This window comes from Pseudaeromonas aegiceratis, from assembly GCF_046254905.1.
GTDB classification, from domain to species: Bacteria; Pseudomonadota; Gammaproteobacteria; order Enterobacterales; family Aeromonadaceae; genus Pseudaeromonas; species Pseudaeromonas aegiceratis.
On record NZ_CP158016.1, the window covers coordinates 483,956 to 506,039 of the forward strand.

At 65.9% G+C, this 22,084-nt stretch carries 24 protein-coding genes; 9 read left to right on the forward strand and 15 right to left on the reverse strand.

The genetic code is table 11. The features are described from left to right. Window positions 1-86: 86 nt before the first annotated feature. The 4 genes from ABHF91_RS02430 to ABHF91_RS02445 form a co-directional block, all read right to left on the reverse strand. Window positions 87-401 carry a phage protein NinX family protein gene (locus tag ABHF91_RS02430; RefSeq protein ID WP_409421897.1) on the reverse strand — a complete coding sequence of 105 codons (315 nt, stop codon included), beginning with the start codon at window positions 399-401 and terminating at the stop codon, window positions 87-89. A gap of 171 nt (window positions 402-572) precedes the next feature. Next, window positions 573-1,379: a MipA/OmpV family protein gene (locus ABHF91_RS02435; protein ID WP_409421898.1), complete on the reverse strand. Its 807-nt coding sequence runs from the start codon at window positions 1,377-1,379 to the stop codon at window positions 573-575. 23 nt (window positions 1,380-1,402) lie between these two features. Then, window positions 1,403-2,332, reverse strand: coding sequence for an autotransporter domain-containing protein (locus tag ABHF91_RS02440; protein WP_409421899.1), 930 nt, complete (start codon window positions 2,330-2,332; stop codon window positions 1,403-1,405). An 18-nt stretch (window positions 2,333-2,350) separates the two neighbouring features. Then, a complete protein-coding gene (locus ABHF91_RS02445) occupies window positions 2,351-2,923 on the reverse strand; it encodes a porin family protein (RefSeq protein ID WP_409421900.1) in 573 nt (190 codons plus the stop codon). Window positions 2,924-3,160: 237 nt separating this feature from the next. On the opposite strand from ABHF91_RS02445, the gene ABHF91_RS02450 reads away from it, so the two are divergent. From ABHF91_RS02450 to ABHF91_RS02460, 3 genes are all read left to right on the forward strand, one after another. Further along, window positions 3,161-4,174 (forward strand): helix-turn-helix domain-containing protein, encoded by a 1,014-nt coding sequence (locus tag ABHF91_RS02450; protein ID WP_409421901.1) that lies wholly within the window; start codon window positions 3,161-3,163, stop codon window positions 4,172-4,174. Between the two features lie 92 nt (window positions 4,175-4,266). Next, a complete protein-coding gene (locus ABHF91_RS02455; protein ID WP_409421902.1) occupies window positions 4,267-5,661 on the forward strand; it encodes a metallophosphoesterase family protein in 1,395 nt (464 codons plus the stop codon). A 28-nt stretch (window positions 5,662-5,689) separates the two neighbouring features. After that, window positions 5,690-5,866: a twin-arginine translocase TatA/TatE family subunit gene (locus ABHF91_RS02460; RefSeq protein WP_345012735.1), complete on the forward strand. Its 177-nt coding sequence runs from the start codon at window positions 5,690-5,692 to the stop codon at window positions 5,864-5,866. A gap of 15 nt (window positions 5,867-5,881) precedes the next feature. Here ABHF91_RS02460 and ABHF91_RS02465 read toward each other — a convergent pair whose 3' ends face one another. The 3 genes from ABHF91_RS02465 to cadR form a co-directional block, all read right to left on the reverse strand. Next, entirely contained in the window at window positions 5,882-6,475 is a 594-nt protein-coding gene (locus ABHF91_RS02465) for a sugar O-acetyltransferase (RefSeq protein WP_409421903.1), read from the reverse strand. After that, window positions 6,472-7,419: a DMT family transporter gene (locus ABHF91_RS02470; RefSeq protein WP_409421904.1), complete on the reverse strand. Its 948-nt coding sequence runs from the start codon at window positions 7,417-7,419 to the stop codon at window positions 6,472-6,474. Before ABHF91_RS02470 ends, ABHF91_RS02465 begins: the two co-directional genes overlap by 4 nt. An 85-nt stretch (window positions 7,420-7,504) precedes the next feature. Then, the gene (gene cadR / locus ABHF91_RS02475) at window positions 7,505-7,909 is read right to left on the reverse strand and encodes a Cd(II)/Pb(II)-responsive transcriptional regulator (RefSeq protein ID WP_409421905.1); all 405 of its coding nucleotides are present in this window, start codon (window positions 7,907-7,909) and stop codon (window positions 7,505-7,507) included. A 76-nt stretch (window positions 7,910-7,985) separates the two neighbouring features. Here cadR and ABHF91_RS02480 point away from each other — a divergent pair, with 76 nt between their 5' ends. Further along, on the forward strand, window positions 7,986-10,289 hold the full coding sequence (locus tag ABHF91_RS02480) for a heavy metal translocating P-type ATPase (RefSeq protein WP_409421906.1): 2,304 nt from the start codon (window positions 7,986-7,988) through the stop codon (window positions 10,287-10,289). Between the two features lie 100 nt (window positions 10,290-10,389). After that, on the forward strand, window positions 10,390-10,845 hold the full coding sequence (locus tag ABHF91_RS02485; RefSeq protein ID WP_409421907.1) for a universal stress protein: 456 nt from the start codon (window positions 10,390-10,392) through the stop codon (window positions 10,843-10,845). On the opposite strand, the gene ABHF91_RS02490 is transcribed toward ABHF91_RS02485, so the two are convergent. From ABHF91_RS02490 to ABHF91_RS02515, 6 genes are all read right to left on the reverse strand, one after another. After that, window positions 10,842-11,639 (reverse strand): amino acid ABC transporter ATP-binding protein, encoded by a 798-nt coding sequence (locus tag ABHF91_RS02490; protein ID WP_409421908.1) that lies wholly within the window; start codon window positions 11,637-11,639, stop codon window positions 10,842-10,844. The two genes, ABHF91_RS02485 and ABHF91_RS02490, sit on opposite strands and share 4 nt — an antisense overlap. Before the next feature lie 13 nt (window positions 11,640-11,652). Beyond that, complete coding sequence (locus tag ABHF91_RS02495; protein ID WP_409421909.1) at window positions 11,653-12,312, reverse strand: amino acid ABC transporter permease; 660 nt, start codon at window positions 12,310-12,312, stop codon at window positions 11,653-11,655. A gap of 9 nt (window positions 12,313-12,321) precedes the next feature. Beyond that, on the reverse strand, window positions 12,322-12,972 hold the full coding sequence (locus ABHF91_RS02500) for an amino acid ABC transporter permease (protein WP_409421910.1): 651 nt from the start codon (window positions 12,970-12,972) through the stop codon (window positions 12,322-12,324). A 47-nt stretch (window positions 12,973-13,019) separates the two neighbouring features. Next, window positions 13,020-13,967, reverse strand: coding sequence for an agmatinase (gene speB / locus ABHF91_RS02505; RefSeq protein WP_409421911.1), 948 nt, complete (start codon window positions 13,965-13,967; stop codon window positions 13,020-13,022). Next, window positions 13,964-14,947 (reverse strand): agmatinase, encoded by a 984-nt coding sequence (gene speB / locus ABHF91_RS02510; RefSeq protein ID WP_409421912.1) that lies wholly within the window; start codon window positions 14,945-14,947, stop codon window positions 13,964-13,966. Before speB (ABHF91_RS02510) ends, speB (ABHF91_RS02505) begins: the two co-directional genes overlap by 4 nt. Before the next feature lie 62 nt (window positions 14,948-15,009). Next, window positions 15,010-15,852 carry a transporter substrate-binding domain-containing protein gene (locus tag ABHF91_RS02515; protein WP_409421913.1) on the reverse strand — a complete coding sequence of 281 codons (843 nt, stop codon included), beginning with the start codon at window positions 15,850-15,852 and terminating at the stop codon, window positions 15,010-15,012. A 248-nt stretch (window positions 15,853-16,100) separates the two neighbouring features. Between ABHF91_RS02515 and gcvA the strand changes: the two genes are divergently transcribed. Together gcvA and ABHF91_RS02525 are read left to right on the forward strand one after the other, a co-directional pair. After that, complete coding sequence (gene gcvA, locus ABHF91_RS02520) at window positions 16,101-17,057, forward strand: transcriptional regulator GcvA (RefSeq protein WP_409421914.1); 957 nt, start codon at window positions 16,101-16,103, stop codon at window positions 17,055-17,057. 83 nt (window positions 17,058-17,140) lie between these two features. Continuing rightward, entirely contained in the window at window positions 17,141-18,325 is a 1,185-nt protein-coding gene (locus ABHF91_RS02525) for an aminopeptidase P family protein (RefSeq protein ID WP_409421915.1), read from the forward strand. A 4-nt stretch (window positions 18,326-18,329) separates the two neighbouring features. Here ABHF91_RS02525 and ABHF91_RS02530 read toward each other — a convergent pair whose 3' ends face one another. Then, window positions 18,330-19,397, reverse strand: a complete 1,068-nt coding sequence (locus ABHF91_RS02530; RefSeq protein WP_409421916.1) for a threonine aldolase family protein — start codon at window positions 19,395-19,397, stop codon at window positions 18,330-18,332. A 593-nt stretch (window positions 19,398-19,990) separates the two neighbouring features. Between ABHF91_RS02530 and ABHF91_RS02535 the strand changes: the two genes are divergently transcribed. Further along, entirely contained in the window at window positions 19,991-20,200 is a 210-nt protein-coding gene (locus tag ABHF91_RS02535; RefSeq protein WP_345012720.1) for a cold shock domain-containing protein, read from the forward strand. Window positions 20,201-20,635: 435 nt separating this feature from the next. On the opposite strand, the gene ABHF91_RS02540 is transcribed toward ABHF91_RS02535, so the two are convergent. After that, complete coding sequence (locus ABHF91_RS02540; RefSeq protein ID WP_409421917.1) at window positions 20,636-21,037, reverse strand: winged helix-turn-helix transcriptional regulator; 402 nt, start codon at window positions 21,035-21,037, stop codon at window positions 20,636-20,638. Between the two features lie 87 nt (window positions 21,038-21,124). On the opposite strand from ABHF91_RS02540, the gene ABHF91_RS02545 reads away from it, so the two are divergent. Further along, a complete protein-coding gene (locus tag ABHF91_RS02545; RefSeq protein WP_409421918.1) occupies window positions 21,125-21,979 on the forward strand; it encodes an SDR family oxidoreductase in 855 nt (284 codons plus the stop codon). Window positions 21,980-22,084: the final 105 nt, after the last annotated feature.

Below are 22,084 nucleotides of genomic sequence, written 5' to 3' on the forward strand. Positions count from 1 at the left end.
GGGAAGTGCTGGCCAAACACGCGGTGGGACAACGGACTCCACCTGCTGTGCTTAGACGGCCCGGTCGGGCCTGGGGTTGCTGGCCCTTAGTGTGGCAGGTCCAGCCGCAGGGTGCGGTGAATGTTGAGGAAGGCCAGCATGGCCGCACGCAATGGGTTGGTATGTTTCATCTGGCGACCCACCATCTCCACCACCATATCCGTGTGATCCAAAAATCCCGGGTAAGCCATGGCAATCCAGTCCTGGCGATAGTGATCCGGGATCAGGGCGATGTTGTGGCGCTGGATGAGGGGCCAGGCATCCTGCCAATTGTCGCAAGGGGCGAAGTTGGCATGCTTGATTCCCAGTGTCTTGGCTACCAGGGCATTGAGCTGCTGATCGGTCAAGTGGTCCAGATCCACGATTTCTCCTGTCTCATATTGGATGAAAAGTGGGCGTATTATCGTCATTCCGTGACCAATGTCACTATCTTATGAGAAAAATATTAGTCATTTGACCCTCATTTTTGCCGGTATGGCGTCGATGCTGTGGCTGCCCCGATTGAGGCCCTCACTTGGCGGCACACTGAACGACTACCAGAGGTAGCCCAGTCCCAGGCCGAAGGTCCACTGCCAGCGATCGCCTCGCTCCCGGATGATGGGGCTATCGGCCGCATCCCCCACCAGGTATTGGCCGTAGGCACCGGCGCCCAGCATCCATTGGGGGGCGATGCGCCACAGCACCCCGGGCCACCAGTAGATCTGCCGGAAACCGGCGCCAGCCTGGTAGCTGGGCAGGCCGCTGGCCTCGGCCGCCGCCGGACTGACGCTGAAGAACTGTTGCATGAAGTTTTTATCCGACCAGGTGGCCCCCACCCCGCTGCCGATAAACAGCCGTTCTGACAGGGGCAGCCAGAGACTGGCATAGGGGGTGAGCTGGCTGCCCTCGGTCTGGCCCAGCACGGCGTGGCTGGCCATCAGCCCCAGCCGCAACCGGTAGGGGATGCCGGTCAGATTGACGTGGTGCCAGGCCACGAAGCCGCCGGCCTCCAACCCCAGGCCGATCTCCGGCAGTTGCGCCACCACAGGGTCGTCCACCTCCTCCCGGCCCAGCCGCAGGTTGAGCAGGGGGCCGGCCTCCCAGCCCTCGTCATCCAGCAGATTGAGTCCCATGTAGGGGCCGTACCACTCCAGGAAGCGGCTGCCCTGCAGCTTGAGGCGGGCACCGGGCATGGCGCCTACCATGCGATCCCGGCTGCCATGCCACTGGGTGGTGCTACCCACCCCCAGGCCGATGAAGTTGGGCACCACATCGTCCACCGACAGGCCCACGGCCGCGACCGGGCCGGTCAGGGCCAGCAGCCAACCCAGCAGCAGGCTGGCGTCACGCAATGTTCTCATCTTGTTCTCCTTGTTGGGGCGACCTAGAAGCTGGCCGCCAGGCCGATGGAATAACCGTCCGTGTTGCGGCCGAACATGTAGCGGCCCACCAGCCGTACCCGGCTGACCAGCAGATCGAAGCGGCTCAGATCTAGCTCCACGCCGGCACCCAATGAGGTCAGGGCATCGAAGCCCAGCAGGCCGCGTTGCGAGCCCAGGTACTGGGTGTGGGCCCCTTCCAGCACGTACCTCAATGGCCGCTCGAACAGCAACAGGCCGGTGGGGGCGCGCCGGCGCAGGTAGAGGCTGAGGTTTTCGGCATTGGCCTGGCCGCTGATGGGGTTGTCTGTGCCCCCCAGGCTCTGCAGGTGGATGTAGGAGAAGCGCAGCTCGGCATCCAGATCCTGGGCCGGGCTGAAGTGCTCGTAATCCAGCATCAGGGAGGCGCCATAGCCGATGGCGTTGAGGCGGCCGCTGTCGAGGAAACTCGTTTCCGACTCCTGCTCCCGCTCCCACAGCCAGTCCGCCACCCGCAGATCGCTGGCCATGGTGCCCAGGGTCAGGTTGGCGATGGGGCGCAGCACCAGCTCGGGCTGCAGGGGAAAGTCCCAGCCGATGCCGCCGGTGGCGGAGAGGGTATTCCAGCGGGCGGGGATGGTGATTGACTCGTCGCCGTCCTCCAGCAGAAAGCGCGGGTCGTAGCGGCTGAAGCCCAGGTTGCCCTCCAGATAGAGGGGGAGGTCGGCGCTCCAGGTGGCACCGCCCCCCAGCTGGGTCATCAGCAGGCTGGAGGTGCCCGCCGACTGATCCTGGATGTTGAGGTTGCTGGCGGTGATGTCCGGGGTGACGGTAAAGGTCATCAGGGCCAGGGCCGCATTGGCCTGGCGCTGCAGGGCGTGCTCGGCGGCGCCTGGGCTGGTGCTCCACAGCAGGGCCGGCAGCAGCAGGCACAGGCGAGACAGGATGGGATTCATGACGGCCTCCGGCGCGGGCTAGAAGAAGAGGGTCAGACCCAGGTTGGCCTGTAGCTGGGTCAGCAGCTCCCCCTGGCTCCGCAGGCCACAGCGTTCTGGATCGCAGAGGAACTGGCTGTCGTCGTCGATCAGGGTGCCGTAACCCCGCAGCTCGGCCCGCAACGCCAGCTGGCGACTGAGTCTGGGCTGGATGCCCACCGCCAGGGCCAGGGAGGGGCGAAGGCGACTCTGGTACGCCGAAAACTGGGTCAGGCCGACCCCGGCACTGACATAGGGCGAGAGCCAGGTGTCGGCATTCAGGGCGCCGGCAAAGTGCAGGTAGCGCAGGGTGAGCCGGTCAGGCTGCGCCGGGGAGAGGCGGGAGACTTGCTGGGAGAAGAGCAGCTCCATGCTGCCGGGATCGTCCGTCTGCCGCCCCAGGGCCAGTCCCCACAGGCCGGCGGGATCCGCCTGCAGGCCCGGCGAGTCATCCTGGCCGTCAAAATCGAGACCGCTGGCATAGCCGGTGAAGGGGGTGAGGTACCAGACGGGGGCCTCGGCCTGGGCCAGACCGGTCAGCAGGCAGAGCAGGGGGGCGAGACGACCTCTCATGGTGGCTCCTTGTATTGGGATTCCCTTGGGCCTAATTTCGGTCGAATGTTTACCTTTGTGCCAGCGGTTTTTGCATTTTGTTGCAATGTAAGCAAATTGTGAATCCGGCGACAGGATTACATGCGGTAACACGACCCGGCGGTCGGATGAGAGCTGTCTCACAGTCTGGTGGGGCACAAACGCCAATCATGCGCCAGCCAGAGGATGGGTTCAGACAACAAAAGGGAGGCGTGCGTCATGAAGAGTGTGTCCAACCGGATTGCCCAGCTGGTGCTGTCTCAGCTGGACCATGCCGACCGACAGCCGCGCCTAGTGTTGCGCCAGACCGGCATTCACCAATACGAGCTGGAGGCACCGGGGGGACGCCTGTCCGCCCAGAGCCACTTTCGCCTGCTCTCCTGGCTGGCAGATCGCCAGTTGCCGCTGTTCTTGCCCAAGCCGGATCTGGGTTATCTGTTTGAACACTATGGCGCCTTGGCGGCGGTGTGCAGCAATGCCCCCAGCCTGCGGGCGGCCCTCGGTCAGCTGGCGCGGTTTCGCGGTCTCATCGGCCAGAGCGATCACATCAGCGTGCAGGAACAGCCGGACGGCCTCTTGTTCGAGTACCACTCCGACTGCCCCGATCCCCGGGTGGGCACCACCTCCAGCCTGCACAACTTCCACCTGCTGCAGACCCTGGTGCGTCACTATGTCCCCGACCTCTCCCAGGCCCTGCGGCTGACCCATCAGGGGCTGCTGAGCCGCGTCGATCTGCGCCTGCTGCGGCAACGTTTCGACTGTCCCGTACTGCCGGGAGCCAGCAACAGCCTGCTGCTCAGCCCCGCCGAGCTGGACACGCCCTACGCCGGTTTCAATCCGGCGCTGCGGCCCTATCAGGAGCAGCAGGCCCAACAGATGCTCGACGGGCTGGGCAAGGTGATGGGCTTTGGCGAGCGTATCGGCCATCTGATCCGGGAACGGCTGCGCGCCGGCGAAGGGGAGCCGGCCCAGGAGGCGGTGCAGGGCTGGTTGTGTGACAGCCTCAACATCAGCCGCTGGACCCTGTTGCGGCGCTTGCAGGAGGAAGGGGTGGGTTTCATGCCGCTGTACAACCGCCTGCGACTGGAAGAGGCCTGTCGCTGGCTGCGGCGCAGCGATCACTCCATGCTGGAGATCAGCCAGCAGTTGGGCTTCACCAGCCAGAGCAGTTTCAGCCGCTTCTTTCGCGAGCAGATGCACTGCTCCCCCAGCGGCTACCGGCGCGGTGACTAGAGGTTAGAGTTGTCACACTAAAATCATGGTTTTGTCATCCGCGCCCGCTAGGGTGCTAGGCACTTGTTTGTGCCTTTGTCCGGGATGACACCATGACGCCACTGACGCGACGCACCTTTCTCAAGACCCTTGCCCTCACCGGCACCAGCCTGACCCTGGGGCTGGGGCTGACCGCCTGCGGCGGCGATGATGACGACGATAACCAGGCCGCCAGTTCGCTGCGCTTCGCCGTGCTGTCGGATCTGCACGTCTACGACACCAGCCTGGGCAGCGACGGCAGCGCCTTCGAGACCTATCTGGCCTCGGATCGCAAGATGCTGCTGCAGAGCCGCGAGATCCTCGAGAGCATGGTGACGAGCCTGTTGGCGGTGGAGGGTCTGCAGATGGTGATCATCCCGGGGGATCTGACCAAGGACGGTGAGAGGCTCTGTCACGAGCTGGCCATCCGCCTGCTGCAACCCCTGCGGGATGCGGGTATCGCCGTCTACGTGGTGCCGGGCAACCATGACATCAACAACCCCCATGCGGTGGCCTTCGACGGCGACACCACCACGGCGGTGGAGAACATCAGCCCTGACGACTTCGCCAGCCTGTACGGCGACTTCGGCTACGCCAGCGCCCTGTACCGGCATGACAACTCCTTGAGCTACATAGTCGAGCCGGTCACCGGCGTTTGGCTGGTGGCGCTCGACTCCTGCAAGTACGACGACAACGCCAGCCTGGGTTCTCCTGAGACCTCCGGCGCCCTCTCCGATGATCTGCTGGGCTGGCTGCAGCCCTTGCTGGAAGAGGCCCAGAGCCAGGGCAAGCGGGTGTTCGGCATGCTTCACCACGGGGTGGTGGCCCACTTTGCCAGCCAGCCGGACTTCTTCGCCGAGTACCTGTTGGATGACTACGAGACGGTGGGCCAGCTGCTGTCGGAATACGGCCTCAATTTGGTGTTCACCGGCCACTTCCACGCCCAGGATGTGGCGCTGGCGGACTACAACGGCGACGGCAGCCTGCTGATGTACGATGTGGAGACCGGCTCCTGTGTCACCGACCCTTGCCCCTGGCGGCTAGTGGATCTGTCGGTGGCCTCCGGCACCTACGAGATCCAAAGCCATTTCGTCGACAGTATTCCTTCCGACAGCGACTTCGCCAGCTATAAAACACGCTTCGCCCTGGAGGGCATGTACAGCCTCTACACCAGCTACCTAGGCAGCATGGGGGTGAGCGGCGATACGCTAGTGCAGCTGGCGGGTCTGGCGGCCAGCCTGCATGTGGCTCACTACCAGGGGGATGAGGCTCCCGACGCCACCACACTGGCGCAGTTGGCGGCCCTGGCGGGCAGCAGCGATGCCCAGACCGCCATGCTGGGTCAGGCACTCTATGCCCTGGCGGTGGACCCTGGGCTGGCGGACAACGATCTCTCCGTCAGCCAGGCCGGCTCCCTGGCGGCCATGAGCGGCCTGTGGCGTCGTCTGTTGGGCCAGGCCACGGCCTGACGGGTTTTTAGATCAGTAGAGGTAACGTATGGGATTAGGTGGTATTTCGATTTGGCAGTTGTTGATCCTGGCCTTCATCGTCGTGATGTTGTTTGGCTCCCGTCGGCTCGGCTCCCTGGGGGCAGATCTGGGGGGCGCCATCCGTGGCTTTCGTCAGGCCATCCAGGGGGAGTCTCCGCCCGCCGAGCGGCCTGAGGACCAGTAAGCCGCCGGCCTAGACTTAGGCTTGGCTTTCAACCTGGGCCAACTCTGCCGCCGTCAACGGCCGCAGCACCCGGCAGGGATTGCCCACCGCCACCACGTTGGCGGGAATATCCCGGGTCACCACGCTGCCGGCGCCGATCACGCTGTTATCACCGATGCTCACCCCGGGGCACAGGGTGCTGCCGCCCCCCACCCAGACGTTATGACCTATGGTCACCGGCTTGCCGAACTCCACCCCCTGCACGCGGGGCGCCACGGCGATGGGGTGGGCGGCGGTGAGGATCTGCACGTTGGGGGCCAGCAGCACGTTGTCGCCGATGCGGATCTCGCACACATCCAGCATGGTGCAGTTGACGTTGGCGTAGAAGTTTTCCCCCACATGGATGTTGCGGCCGTAATCGCAGAAGAAGGGCGGGTTGATGTGGCAGCGCTCACCGTGGCTGCCCAGCAGCTCGTCCAGCAGGGCCAGGCTGGCGGTCTTATCCAGCTCCTCCCGGTTGAAGCGGCGGTACAGGGCCCGGGCCCGGCAGCGCAGGGCGGTGAGCTCGGCATCGGCGGCATCATAGGGCTCGCCGGCCAGCATGCGTTGCCATTGACTGGGTTCACTCATAGGTTCTCCTTGGCGGGGTGGGGCGCCGGCATGGGGCGGCTCAGGTTGGCGCAGGCCACGCCGGCGAAGATGGCGGTCATGCCCGCCAGCTGGTAGAGATGCAGGGATTCGTCCAGCAAGAGGACGGAGAGCAGGGCGCCGAACACCGGGATCAGGTGGATAAACAGGCTGGCCCGGGCCGCCCCCACCCGCGCCACGCCGCCGCTGTAGAGCAAGAAGGCCAGCACAGACGGGAAGATGCCGATGTAGCCGATGGCCAGCAGGGCCTCCCGGTTCCAGTGGGGGACGGCGCCGGTATGGCGTTCCCACAGCAGCAGGGGCAGCAACAGGAGCAGGGCCAGCACTATCTGCACCAGCATCAGGGCCAGCCGATCCAGCTGGGGCGGGATCAGCCGCAGCCAGAGGGTGTAGAGGGCCCAGCAGACGGTGGCCAGGAACACCAGCAGATCGCCATGGGCCACCTGGAGCCCCGCCAGCACGGCCCACTGGCCGCGGGAGACTATGGTCAGCACCCCGGCAAAGGAGATGAGGATGCCCAGCCCCTGGGCCCAGCCCAGACGCTGGCGATAGAGCAGGGCGCCCAGCCCCGCCACCAGCAGCGGGATGAAGGAGTTGAGCAGCATGCCGTTGGCGGCGCTGGTGGAGTGCAACCCCAGATAGACCAGCACGTTGAAGGCGCACACCCCGGTGACCGACACCCCCAGGATGGGCCAGCGGTACGGCCAGTAGCGTCGCCACTCCCGCCGCAGCGGCCGCCAGGCGAAGGGCAGCAGGCAGACGAGGGCGATGACCCAGCGGTCGAAGGAGAGGGCGATGGGCGGCACGGCATCGCGCATGGCGCGGCCGACGATAAAGTTGCCGGCCCAGAACAGGGGCGGCAGCAGCAACATCAAGAGGGTGAGGCCATCCAGACGGGGGTGCGGGCGGGGTACACCAGAAGCCATGAGTCCATTCCTAGGGGATGCCGAACAGGAGCCCCAGCATACCCCCATCGGCCGTTTGGCAACACAGGGGATCTCAGGCTTCGGCTCAGGGCGTCGCGCCCTGCTCCAGTTCCTTCAGGATGCCGCACTCCCGGGTGGTGAGGCTGGCATGGCACTGGCCGCGCAGCGCCAGCAGTTGTTGCTCCAGGGCCTGCAGCTCGGCCAGCCGGGCCCGCACCTGGGCCAGGTGGGCGTCCACCAACTGGTTGATGGCCTCGCAGCCGGCATCGGGCTGTTGGCGAGCCGCCAGCAGCTGGCGTATCTCCTCCTGGGTCAGATCCAGGGTGCGGCAGCGGCGGATAAACAGCAGCTGCTGCAGGTGGTGGGCCTGATAGTGGCGATAGTTGTTCTGCGCCGCCCGCGCCGGGGGCGGCAGCAGGCCCACCCGTTCGTAGTAGCGCACCGTCTCCACCCCGCAGCCCGCCTGGCTGGCCAGTTCTCCGATCTTCATGTCTGCCTCCGGCTTGACCCTGTAGTCACTACAGGGTGTGCAATAGGCGCATCAAAGGCAAGTCGGGAGTCTGCACATGGCCACCTCACCCCCATCCAAACCTAAACCCAAGGCCGCCGGTCATCCCCTGATCCAGGCCGCGCCCCAAGCGGGCGGTGGCCCGCTGCAGTTCAAAAAGCCGGGCACTGGTCCGCTGCGCCTCAATACGCCCGCCATCGGCTGTGGCTGCGGCGCCGCCTGTGGCGAACCTGGGCCGACTGCACCCGAGTCGCCGCCCTTGGCGCCGGGGGCGGGGACCGTCATTCGTATCCAGCAGATGGACTGCCCCACCGAGGAGGCCATGCTGCGCCGTAAGCTGGCCGGCCTGCCGGCGGTGGCGTCGCTTAACTTCAACCTGTTGCGGCGGGAGCTGACGGTGCGTCACGGGCCGGACGCCCTGCCCGGGATCCTGGCAGCCATCCGCGACCTGGGCTTCACCCCAGAGCCGTTGCCGGCGGCCGACGCAGCCGGTGCGCCGCAGGCCCCCGCCGAGCCGCGCCGGCCCTGGGGGCGTCTGCTGCTGGCGGCGTTGGCCGCCCTGGGGGCGGAGGGGCTGGACTGGTTCGCCGGCCCGCCCTGGCTGGCCGCCGCGCTGGCGTTGCTGGCGGTGGCCCTGAGCGGCCTGCAGACCTACCGCAAGGGCTGGCTGGCATTGCGCGGCGGCAACCTCAACATCCATGTGTTGATGAGCCTGGCGGTGACCGGCGCCTGTCTGCTGGGGCAGTGGCCGGAGGCGGCCATGGTGATGGTGCTGTTCAGCCTGGCGGAGTGGCTGGAGGCCCGGGCCCTGTCCCGGGCACGCCACGCCATCGCCGGCCTGCTGCAGCTGGCCCCCGAGCAGGCCTGGGTGCGCCAGGCGGACGGCAGCTGGGTGCGCCAGCCGGTGAGCCAGGTGGCGGTGGGCAGCCGGATGCAGGTGCGGCCCGGCGAGCGCATCGGCCTGGATGGGGAGATCCAGACCGGCCTCAGCCACATCAACCAGGCCGCCATCACAGGGGAGAGCCTGCCGGTGGCCAAGGGACCTGGCGAGAGCGTCTATGCCGGCAGCCTCAACGGCGAAGGGCTGCTGGAGGTGGCGGTGACGGCGCCGGCCTCCCGCAGCCTGTTGGCGCGCATCATCCATCAGGTGGAGCAGGCCCAGGCGGCCAAGGCGCCGACCCAGCGCTTCGTGGATCGCTTCGCCCGCGTCTACACCCCGCTGGTGTGCCTGCTGGCGCTGCTGCTGGCGCTGCTGCCGCCCTGGCTGGGGCTGGGCAGCTGGAGCCACTGGGCCTATCAGGCCCTGGTGCTGCTGGTGATCGCCTGCCCCTGCGCCCTGGTGATCGCCACCCCGGTGACCCTGGTGAGCGGCCTCACCGCCGCGGCACGCCACGGCATCCTGATCAAGGGCGGCGCCTACCTGGAGCAGGGCCACAGGCTGCGCTGGCTGGCCTTCGACAAGACCGGCACCCTGACCCTGGGGACGCCGAGCCAGCAGCAGATGGGCACCCTGGCGTCCCTGTCGGCGGACCAGTGCCAGGCCCTGGCCGGCGCCCTGGCGGCGGACTCGGATCACCCCCTCTCCCGGGCTCTGTGGCAACAGGCCCAGGGGCTGAGTCTGCCCGCGGCCCGGGCCCATCAGACCCTGCCGGGGCTGGGGATCCGCGGCAAGATCGATGGCCAGGATTACTGGCTGGGTAGTGCGGCGCTGGCCCGTCGGCTGGGATTGCTGGGGGATGGCCTGCCGGCCGAGGCGGCCCACTGGGCGGCCCAGGGCCACAGCCTGGTGCTGCTGCTGGATGACCGCCAGCTGCTGGCCTGGTTCAGCGTGGCCGACCGCTTGCGGCCAGAGAGCGCGGCGGCGGTGGCCGAGCTGCATAGGCTGGGGCTGCGCACCCTGATGCTCACGGGGGATCATGCCGGCAGCGCACGGGCCATGGCCGAGGCCGCCGGCATCGACGAGGTGCAGGCCGAGCTGCTGCCTGAGCAGAAGCTGGATCTCATCCGCGCCCGGCAGGCCCAGGGCGGGGTGGCCATGGTGGGGGACGGCATCAACGACGCGCCGGCCCTGGCCCAGGCGGACATCGGCATTGCCATGGGCGGTCTGGGCACGGATACCGCCATCGAGACCGCCGATGTGGCGCTGATGGACGACGAGCTGGGCAAGCTGCCCCGCTTCATCCGCCTGTGCCGCACCACCCGGGCCGTGCTGATCCAGAACCTGGTGCTGGCCCTGGGGCTCAAGGGCGCCTTCCTGCTGCTGACGCTCACCGGGCACGGCAGCCTCTGGCTGGCGGTGGTGGCGGACGTGGGGGCCAGCCTGCTGGTGGTCACCAACGGCCTGCGCCTGCTGCGGCAGTGATTTTTTGGCTGTGGCTGGCAAAAGTGTGAGCGGCGTGGATCCCGGCGCGGCGGCCAGGGTGCAAGCTGGGGGCCATGGCAGCATGCAACGGAGGTGGCCTATGTATCGCAATATCCTGCTGGCCTATGACGGCAGTACCGACGGCCGTGAGGCCCTGTGCCAGGGGGCCAAACTGGCCAAGCTGTGTCAGGCCGAGGTGCAGCTGCTGGCGGTTGTGACCACCACCCAGGGGGTGGCCATGGCGGAGGCGGTCTACCCGTCTGCCGAGTGCATCGAGCGGGATCTGGCCGATGCCCGTCAGGTGCTGGAGGAGGGGGAGGCCCACCTCAAGGAGTACGGCCTGACGGTGACCAGCTACCTGCGTCACGGCGAGCCGGTGGATCAGATCGCCAGCATAGCCCGCAAGGTGGGGGCGGATCTCATCGTGGTGGGACACAGGGAGCAGGGCACCCTGGCCCGCTGGTGGCGCGGCTCCGTCGGTGCCTCCCTGCTGGCCAACGCCCCCTGCAACGTGCTGGTGTGCGTCATGCCCTGCAAGGAGGCAGCGGTCGACTAGTTGAGCTGGCCGTTGCGCTCGGACCAGGAGGCCAGGAAGGCCCGCAGGCGCGGCGATTCGGGTTGGCGGAACAGCTGCGCCGGCGGCCCCTGCTCCTCGATCCGCCCCTCGGCCAGGAAGATCACCTTGTCCGAGACCTGGGCGGCGAAGCCCATCTCGTGGGTGACGATCACCATGGTCATGCCCTCCTCGGCCAGGGTGCGCATCACCTTCAGCACCTCCCCAACCAGCTCGGGATCCAGCGCCGAGGTGGGCTCATCGAACAGCATGATCTTGGGATCCCGGCCCAGGGCCCGGGCGATGGCGACCCGCTGCTGCTGGCCGCCGGACAGGGCCCCCGGATAGGCGTCGGCCTTGTGGGCCATGCCCACCTTCTCCAGCACCGCCAGGGCCCGCTCCTTGGCGGCCGTGGCGCTCATGCCCATCACCAGCCGCAGCGGCGTCATCACGTTGTCCAGCACCGTCTTGTGGGGCCAGAGGTTGAACTGCTGAAACACCATGCAGACGTTGCGCAGATCCCGCTGCACCAGGTGGCGCGGCAGCAGCTGCAGGTTGCCCTGGCCGTCGGAGCCGTAGCCGATCAGCCGCCCCTCCACCACCACCTCGCCGTCATCGTAGGTTTCAAGAAAGTCCATGCAGCGCAGCAGTGTGCTCTTGCCCGAGCCGGAGCCGCCGATGATGCACACCACCTCGCCGGGATAGACATCCAGATCTATGCCCTTGAGCACGACGTTGTCACCGAAGCGCTTCTTGACGTCCTTGACGCGGATGATGGGTTTGCTGTGGTCGTTCATAGGGCAACGTCTCTCAGGTTGAGGCCAGGTGGCGGTTGGTGCGCTGCTCCAGACGGCGGGCGAGCTGGGAGAGCAGGTAGGTGATGACCCAGTAGGTCACCGCCAAAAACAGATAGGGTTCCACCACCGAGAAGGTCTCGGTGGACATCTTGGTGGCGGAGGTGGTCATCTCGGGAACCGTGATCACCGAGAGGATGGCCGACTCCTTCACCATCAGGATGGTCTGGTTGAGGATGGTGGGCAGTATCAGGGTCAGCATCTGGGGCAGGCGCACCTGCCAGAAGATCTGCGGCCCGGACAGCCCCAGATCCACCGCCGCCTCCAGCTGGCCCTTGGGCACGCTCTGGTAGCCGGCGCGGAAGATCTCGGCGAAGTAGGCGGCGCAGTAGAGCCCCAGGCCGCCGATGCCCACCTGCAGTTCGCTGAACTCCAGGCCGATGAAGGGGCCGCCGTAGTAGACCAGGTAGATCTGCACCAGCAGCGGGGTGCCGCGAAACAGGGTCACGTACAGTCGGGTCAGCAGGGGGATCGGCCCCCTGGGTTGCTGGCCCAGCAGGCACAACAGCATGCCTCCCAGCAGGCCGATGACCAGGGCGCCGGCACAGACGTACAGGGTGTAGTAGATCCCCTTGAGCAGCAGGGGGCCGTAAGTGACGAAGAGGGTCAGGTCCATGGCGGCTTCCTAGTGATGGCTCAGGCGCTGTTCCAGCCAGCGGCCGGCCCGGCCGACGCTGACGGTGAGCACCAGATAGAGCAGGCCGGCGGCGGTGAAGAACTCGATGGGCCTGTAGGTGGTGGAGGAGTACTGCTGGGCCACCCGCATCAGCTCGGTGACGGCGATGGTGGAGATGAGCGACGAGTTCTTGATGATGTCCACCGTCTCGTTGATGAGCGCCGGTATGGTGGCCCGCACCACCTGGGGCAGCTCCACATGCAGCAATACCTGCCAGCGACTCAGGCCGAAGTCCCAGGCTGCCTCCAGCTGACCCTTGGGCAGGGTCTGGAAGCCGCCCCGCAGTATCTCCGCCTGGAAGGCGCCGCTGTTGAGGGCCAGGGCCAGGATGGCCGCCGCCACCGAGGGGATGTTGATGCCCAAGAGCGGCAGGAAGAAGAAGATGATGGCCAGCTGCACCAGCAGCGGGGTACCCCGCAGGGCGCTGATGTAGACCGCCGCCACCCCGCGCAGCAGGGGATGGTGGGCGCGGCGGGCCAGGCAGGTGAGGGTGCCGATGCAGAAGCCGGCCAGTATGGCCACCGCGGATATCCAGGCGGTAACCCAGAGGCCGCCCAGCAGCACGCCACGGTAGTCCCACACCACGCTCGGATCGAACATGCCTCTCTCCTCTGTCCGGCCCCAGGGCCCGGACTTACTTGTCTTGGTTAATCACGGGCTCGGCGGGTCAGCGACTGGGCGCAGACGCACAACAGCTCAAACATCATGGTGGCCCCCACCAGCGCCGTGACCCCGCTGGGATCGAAGGGCGGCGACACCTCCACCACGTCGGCCCCGACGATGTCGAGATTGCCTAAGGAGCGGATCATCTGCTGGGCCTCGAAGGTGGTGAAGCCACCGATCTCCGGGGTACCGGTACCGGGAGCATATGCAGGATCCAGTCCGTCCACGTCGAAGGTGACGTATACGGGGCTGTCCCCCACCACCCGCTGGATCTCGGCCATGACGCCGTCCAGGCCCAGGCGGTAGAACTCCTCTATGTAGATGACCCGCATGCCGCTGTCGTGGCTGAAGCGCCAGATGTCCTTGTCGGTCAGGCTGCCGCGGATGCCGATCTGAATGGTGCGGTGGGGATCGATGAGCCCCTCCTCGGCGGCCACCTTGAAGGGGGAGCCGTGGTGGAAGCGGGAGCCCAGGTAGAAGTCGCCGGTATCGCAGTGGGCATCGAAATGCACCAGGGCCAGGGGGCCGCGGTCCTTGGCCAGGGCCCGCAGGATCGGCAGGCTGATGGAGTGATCGCCGCCGGCGCTGATGGGCAGCACGCCGGCCGCCCGGATGCGGTCGAAGAAGGCCTCGATGTCGGCATGGGCCCGCACCAGCTCGAAGGGGCTCTCCGGCAGGGCGTCACCGGCATCGCCCACCCGCACCAGCTCGAAGGGCGCCACCCCGGTGGCCTGGTTGACGGTGCGCATCAGGCTGGACTGGTTGCGCACCTCCCGCGGGCCGTGGCGGGTGCCGGTGCGGTTGGTGACACCGCCGTCGAAGGGCACTCCAATCAGCGCCACGTCGAGATCCGTCAGCTCGGGGGCGAAGGGGGTGCGCATGAAGGTGGGAATGCCGCTGTAGCGCGGTTGCAGCTTGGGATCCTGACTCATTGTCCGGCGACCTCCAGGGCGCCTTGTGCCCGGTAGTGGGCTATGTAGCCTATGGTGTTCATCAGCAGTTGGGCCGCCAGAATGCTGGTGACCTCGGTGGGGTCATAGGGCGGCGCCACCTCGCACAGATCCAGCCCTATGATGGGGTTGCGGCGGGCCAGGGCCTCGATGATCTCCAGCACCTCGTAGTAGGTGAAGCCGCCATGGCTGGGGGTGCCGGTGCCCGGGGCTATGGAGGGGTCGAAGCCGTCGATGTCGATGGTCAGGTAGAGGGGGCGGTCGGCGGGGATCTGGGCCAGCAGCGCGTCCATGCCCAGACGGCGGATCTGGCGCACCGACAGTATGGTGGAACCGGCGTCCCGGGCGGCCTGGTGGTCGTCCTGATTGGAGGAGGAGACGTTGCGGATCCCCAGCTGGGTCATGCCGGTGACATGGTCCATCTCGGAGATGCGGCGCATGCAGTTGCCGTGGCCGTAGCGCACGCCGTGGCGCTCGTCGACGAAGTCGAGGTGGGCGTCAAACTGCACCACATGCAAGGGGCCCTGCTGGCTGAAGGCGGCCACGTTGGCGGCTGTGATGGCGTGATCGCCCCCCAGGATCACCGGGATGGCGCCGCAGGCCAGTATGCTGCGCACCGCCTGCTCTGTGTTGGCCAGGCAGCGGGCCGAGTCGGTGTGGATCATGTCCACGTCCCCCAGATCCACGATGCGCACCTGCTCCTTCTGCAGGTAGAGGGTGTCGCTCTCGTGGTCATAGGCGCCGCCGTGGCCAAAGCTGAACAGGGTGGAGGCGGCGCGGATGCCGCGGGGTCCGAAGCGGGCGCCGGAACGGTACTGGCAGCCCATGTCGTAGGGCACGCCCAGCACGGCAAAATCGGCATCGATCTGCTGCCAGTCGCTGACGATGGGGCTCTTGGCAAAGGTGGTGTGGCCGACAAAGGGCAGGTTCAGTCGACCGCTTTCATAGTCGTTACGGCTCATGGCAAGACTCTCTCTACAGCAAGGGGGAGGTGGGCCGGCGGCAGGCCGGCCCGAGGCGGCGATTAGGCGCTGGGTTGGGGCAGCTCGTCCGGCGTGTCCATGGTGAAGCCGAACCATTTTTGCTGCAGCTCGGCCAGCTTGCCGCTCTTGTGCAGCTTCAGCAGACCCTGATTGAAGAACTCCACCAGGGCACGGGAGTCCTCGTCCTTGCGGGCGGCCCAGCCGTAGTAGGTCTTGGCGCCGAAGGGCGGCTGGACGATGGCGAAGATGTCACCGCGCTTCTTGACGATGGGGGCCAGGTTGGGAATGGCCTGGGGCACTATGTCTACCCGACGGGAGGCCAGGGCGGCATAGGCTTCGTTGTAGTCGGTGAACTCCTTGATGGCCTTGACACCCTTGCCCTGGGGCTTGAGCACCTGCTCTTCGAAGGTCTTCACCGCGGTCAGCTGTTCGGAGCCGGCCTGCACGCCGATCACCTTGCCGGCCATGTCTTCGGGCTTCTGGATGCTGTCGTCGTTGGCCCGCTTGAGGATGGCCACGGAGGCATCGGCGATGGGGTTGGTGAAGGCGTAGTTGTCCATCCGCTTCTGGGTGATCATCAGCGAGGTGGCGACGAAGTCATAGCGCTTGGCGCTCAGGCCCGCCAGTATGCCCTGGAAGGGCAGATCCAGCTGCTTGAGCTTGACGCCGGGCAGGTCCTGCAGGATGGCGTCCAGCACATCCTTGCCGTAGCCGACGATCTTGCCGTCCTCCAGCATCTCGAAGGGTTCGTAGCGGGCCTCGGTGGCGATGACGATCTCGCCTCTGGCCTTGATGTCGGACAAGAGGTCGGCGTGAGCGCTCACGGCGGTGAGGGTCAGGCAGGCGGCGCAGAGCAACTGGTGCAGCTTGTGGTGGATGATCATGGGTGACTCTCCTTGCGAGGGGTTGGGTTCCGTGTTGCCGCTATCTTTTCGGCAAGGGGAGGGCACGGACAAACGGTATCTTCTAATCCCCAGGAATAAGGGGGGCTTATGAACCATTTTGGGTGGCAACAGGCAGGCTAATGCACCAGTCAGGGTCAGATGGCGGGCCGGCTGGGGGAGGGACAGGGGCCTGAGCCTGGCATGAAATTCGCTGCGCCTGGTTATCGCTGTTGTCCGGGGTCCCTGCCATGTCCATCCGTCTGCCACCGCTCGAGTCCCTGCGCTTCTTCGAAGCTGCCGCCCGGCATCTGAGTTTCACCCTGGCCGCCCAGGAGCTGTGCGTGTCGCAAAGCGCCGTCAGCCAGAAGGTGATCCAGCTGGAGGAGCGGCTGGGCTACAAGCTGTTCGAGCGGCGGGTGCGCCAGCTGCTGCTCACCGAGCAGGGGGCCAAGCTCTACCCGGTGATCCACGCCTCCCTGATCGAGATCCGCGACAGCCTCAGCGAGATCGAGTCCCAGGGGCAGATGAGCAAGCTGACGGTCTACTGCATGCCCTCCTTCGCCAGCAGCTGGCTGATGCCCCGGCTGCATGACTTTCACATCAACCATCCCAACATAGACGTTTATCTGGTGGCCGAGCTGGCCGAGCCCAATTTTCATAACGAAATCATCGATATCGGTATCTGCCACGGCATAGGCGATCAGCCGGCCATGGAGCAGCAGCTGCTGTTCTGGGATTACGTCTATCCGGTGGCCAGCCCCGAGCTGCTGGCCCAGACGCCGCTGCCGACCCCCCGTGCCCTGGCCAATACCGTGCTGCTGCACGACTCCCTGCCCCAGGCCAAGCTCTCCACCTCCTGGCAGCGCTGGCTGGTGGAGCACGGGGTGCGGGACGTGGATTGCGGCAGCGGCTATCGCTTCAACCAGGCGGATCTCATCGTGCGGGCGGCCCTGGACGGCCGTGGCGTGGCCCTGGGCCGGCACGTGCTGGTGGCCAAGGAGGTGGAGCGCGGGCGCCTGGTGCCCCTGTTTGACGATTTTCAGCGGGACGATGGCGTCTACGTGGTCTGCCTGAAGAAGCTGATGCACAGGCCCCAGGTGGCGGCCTTCTTCTCCTGGCTGCAGCAGCAGGCCCGCCAGTTCGAGAGTGAGCTGGAGGTGTCGGCCTTGCTGACGCGCCATCGGGCCCAGCCCTGTCCGGCATAAGCTGGGGTTATCCTGCGATTAGCAGACTGCGTTTGTCGCCCGAGCCTGGCTGGCGCACCATGATGCCAGCATAGGAGGCGCAAGTGCTTGAAGAACTTATTGATATTCGCAATGGCGCCAAGTCGCGCAGCAGCTTCTCCTCGGCGGAGATGCAGGCGCGGCTGGGGCGGGCCCGGGCGCTGCTGGAGGCGCATGAGCTGGATGCCCTGCTGCTGAGTCAGCCGGAGAGCATCAACTATTTCAGTCAGCTCTCCCCCCTGCTGCAGGAGCCGTTGGCCGCCACCCTGCTGCTGATCACCCCGGAGCTGTCCGCCACCCTGTGCCCCTGCAGCGAGGGGGGCAATGCCTACCGCAGCAGCTACGGCTCCAGCTACCTCTACCGGGATCTGCCTCACCTGCTGAGCTCGCTGCGCGCCCTGTTGCCAGCGGTGCGCCGGCTCGGCGTGGAGGCCTGGAGTCTGGGCCAGGGGCTGGCCCAGGCCATGAGCCAGGCCCTGCCCTCCCTCAAGGAGACGGTGGATGTGGGGGGGCGGCTGGCCTACCTGCGGCTGCACAAGAGCCCCGAGGAGCTGGCGCTGCTGGCCCAGGCGGATCGGGTGGCCCAGGTGGGGTTTGCCGCCGCCCGGGCGGCCCTGCTGGCGCCGCAACCGGAATACCAGGTGGCCGAGCAGGCCCGGGCCGCCATGCTGACGGAGACGGCGCGCTGCCTGCCCCATCTGACCCTCAAGGACAGCTACGCGCTGTTTCAATCCGGACCCAATACCGATGGCCGCCACACCCGGCCCTCGTCGCGGCACTTTGTCCCCGGCGAGGTGCTGAACCTGACCTGCTGCCCCGTGCTGGCGGGCTATGGCTTCGAGGTGAGCCGCACCCTGTTCGCCCACTACTGCGATGACGATCAGGCCCGCTGCTGGGAGATCAACTGCGCGGTGCAGCAGCAGGCCCTGAGCCTGATCTGTCCCGGACTGGCGGTGGCCGAGTTGGGCCAGGCCCTGGATGCCATCTATCAGCGGTGTGGCCTGGGAGAGCGGCGCATCGAGCCCTATCTGCCCCGCCTGCAACTGCTGATGCCCAGCCTGCCTCAGACCGGGCCTGTGCTGCTGGAGGCGGGCATGGTGCTGACCCTGACCACGGCGCTGCTGTTGCCCGAGGGGCTGCCCGGGGCCGGCGGCTATCGGGAAACCAGCCAGATACTGGTGACCGCCGACGGGGCCTGCCGACTGGACAGCCAGCCCATAGGCCCGGCGAGCCAGATCCTCCGGCCTTAGCCTATCAGCGGCAGCTTGGTGCCAGGGCCTGCACCCGGGCCAGCAGGTGATCCACGTCCAGCTCTTGGGTGGCGAAGGAGGTGACCAGACGTACCACGCCCGGTGCCCAGCGGTCATGGTAGAAATCGAAGCCTTCGGCCAGCAGGGCCGCGATGAGGGGCAGGGGCAGCTGGCAGAACAGGATGTTGGCCTCGACGGGGGCCACCAGGGACAGCCCGGGCACCTGGGCCAGGCCGTCCGCCAGCCGGCGGGCCATGGCATTGGCCTGGCGGGCGTTGTGCCGCCACAGATCGTCCGCCAGATAGGCCTCCATCTGGGCCGCCAGGAAGCGCATCTTGGAGAAGAGGTGGCCGCCGCGCTTGCGCCGCAGGGCAAACTGCTCCGCCAAGCTGGGGTCGAACAGCACCACCGCCTCCACCCCCAGGGCGCCGTTCTTGGTGGCGCCGAAACTCAGCACCTCCACCCCCGCCTGCCAGGTCATCTGGGCCGGCGTGCAGCCCAGGGCCTCCAGGGCGTTGGCGAAGCGGGCGCCGTCCATGTGCAGGCGCAGGCCGGCCTCGCGGCACAGGGCGCCGATGGCGCGGATCTCCTCCAGCTGATACAGGGTGCCCAGCTCGGTGGCCTGGGTCAGGCTGACGGCGGCGGGCTGGGTCATGTGCACGTCACCCTGTCCCGTGGTGAGCACCCCCTGCAGCTGGGCCGGATCCAGCTTGGCGTTGTCACCCGGCACTGTCACCAGCTTGGCGCCGTGGCTGAAGAAGCCCGGGGCGTTGCACTCATCCTGATTGATGTGACTCTCCGGGTGGCAGAACACGTGACCCCAGGGCGGGGTGAGCAGGCTCAGCCCCAGGGCGTTGGCGGCGGTGCCGGTGGCCACCAGAAACACCTTGAGGCTGTCGTGCTCAAACAGCTGGCGGAAGGCCTGTTCCAGCCGCTGGCTGTAGTCATCGTCGCCGTAGGAGTGGTACTGGCCAGCGTTGCAGGCCAACAGGGCCTCCAGAATGGGAGCGGCGGCGCCGGTGACGTTGTCGCTGGCAAAGCTTAAGGCGGGGGTGCTGGGGGTCGGTTCCACTGAGTGCTCCTCGATAGACGGCAATGGGGCCTGGCGGCGCAGGCCAACAGACTACCCGCGGGTCGGGTCGAGGGAAAGGCGTGGAGCGGGTAAAAAAAGGCCCCGATGGGAAGGGTTCGGGGCGGACGTGCAACGATGGAATATCAGCACGGACTTACGAATGTCACTCTGCGGTCTAAGAATATGGCTCGGCTAAATTAGCGTCTGTGAAATTAGGCACGTTTAAAGACTCACATGAGATATATTTGGCGATCCAGACCACAGTTCGCCGCTTGTTAGCTGGCAGAGCGTCGGGCCCAGGCCGACCCAAGCAGCAAGCATGACAACGCGACCGTCGGCTGTTCGCCGGGCGGCGGAGCCGTAGGTCAGGGGGCATCGGCTAACGCGTAGGGGCGGTGTTTAAAAATAAAGCTTGTGCTTGCCTTGAATTCCACGTACCTTAGCACTTCTTCGCAAGAAGATGTTGTAACAAGTAGTAGCCCCTCCCTATGCAGTTGTGTTGCCCCGCAGCACATTGTTTCGAGTTTCTCCCACCTGTTATCGTTAACTCGTCACCTTAGGTGACATTCAATTTTATTTCGTAGGTTTTATATATGTCTAAAACAACTGGCGTTGTTAAATGGTTTAATGCCGAAAAAGGCTTCGGTTTTATTGCTCAACAAGATGGCGGCGCCGATGTGTTTGTTCACTTCCGCGCCATTGCCGGTGGTGGCTTCCGCTCGCTGAATGAAGGCGATCGCGTCTCTTTCACCATCGAGAATGGTGCCAAGGGTCCGCAGGCTGCCGAAGTCTCCGTGCTCTAATGGTTGGCCGGGAAGCGGTGAAGACTCCCCTTTCCGGCACCTATTTTAAGGAATTATTATGCTTTTAAATCTGACACAGGATCTATGTGTATCCCGACATAGCAGCGCGAGCATAGATCGCTGGATCTGTTATTCACCTTCTACCTCTGCTGGTAATAAGAAACGCATTACTTGGCAAAACCGCAGTGGCCTGTTGACCACAGAGGGTATGCAGACCTGGCTGCACGCTCAATTTCCCAATGATGCTCCGCTGCGTCGTTTTTCTGAGTTAGCCAATCAATAAAGCGTTATCCCTCTCTCGCCTTATCTGCTGTTATTTTCCCTGCTTCTTTTTTCGTCCCCCAATTAACGCCCCTCTCTGACATCGCCGCGCTATAGCGGGACACTTGGTCATATCGGGATCCCTGTTTTGTCGGTGGAGATCTGGCGGGTGCCTCAGGCGGATGGCTTGGCACCTAGGATGGTCGCCAGGTTTTCCTCTATCCAGTGCACCAGCTGTTCGACATGCCGCGCCACCTCGATCCCCAGTGGGGTCAGATCGTAGTCGACATGGGGCGGCACCACAGGATAGGCGGTGCGGCGGACAAAGCCATCATGCTCCAGCCACTGCAGCGTTTGCGCCAGCATCTTCTCACTGATGCCGCCTATCTTGCGGCGCAGGTCGCTGAAGCGGTGGGTGCCGGCCAGCAGGGCCACCAGCACCAGTACCCCCCAGCGGCTGGTGACGTGCTTGAGCAGCTCCCGCGATGGACACTTCTCGGAAAACACATAACCGCGGCCCAGCAGCTCTGCGAGCCCGACTTGCTCGTCGCGGGACACCTCCTTGCTATCGCTCATTTCATACTTACCTTTTGGTGCGTACTTACAAAAAGTTTGTTAGGTGGCTAGTGTAGTCCTGTCAACCGCATTAACCAAGGAGTTCACATGATTGTCGTTACGGGTGCCTCCGGCCAATTGGGCCGGCTAGTTGTCGAGTTTCTGCTGCAACGCCTGCCGGCGGGGCAAATCGTGGCGGCGGTACGCAATCCCAAGAAGGTGGCCGATCTGGCCGCCCGCGGCGTGCAGGTGCGCCAGGCCGATTACACAGACCCGGCCTCCCTGCGCCGTGCCTTTGCAGGTGCCGACAAGGTGCTGCTGATCTCCGGCAACGAGATCGGCCAGCGGGTACCCCAGCACGCTGCCGTCATCGAGGCTGCCCAAGCCGCCGGCGTCACCCGGTTGCTCTATACCAGCCTGCTGCATGCCGATGTGTCGCCCCTGGCGCTGGCGGACGAACACCGCCAGACCGAGCGGCTCATCCGTGACTCTGGGCTGGAGTATGTGCTGCTGCGCAATGGCTGGTACACGGAAAACTACCTGGCCTCGGTGCCGGCGGCCCTGAGTCATCAGGTCCTGCTTGGCAGTGCCGGTGAAGGCCGCATCGCGTCGGCGGCACGGGCCGACTATGCCGAGGCCGCTGCAATCGTCCTCACGCAGCCACAAGCCTCCGGCACCGTCTACGAGCTGGCGGGGGATGAGACCTATACGCTGGCCGAATTTGCCGCCGCCATCGGCGAGGCGGCGGGCACTCAGGTCCGCTATCAGGATCTGCCCCAGGCTGAGTTTGCCGCCGTGCTGGAGCAGGCCGGGCTGCCGGCGGGCTTTGCCCAGCTGCTGTCCGACTCCGATGTGGGGGCCAGCCAGGGTGGGCTGTTTGATGATGCCGGTGACCTGCGGCGCCTGTTGGGCCATGCCACCACCTCCTGGCGGGAGATGGTGCGCAGCGCGGTGGCCGGTTAAGCCGGCCATCCACCTCTCGGTCATGGAGCGACTGCACCGATAGGGCAAAAAGAGCTGGCTTGGGCCGGCTCTTCTTTTTGTCTCGCGGTAGGCGCTGCCTTTTGG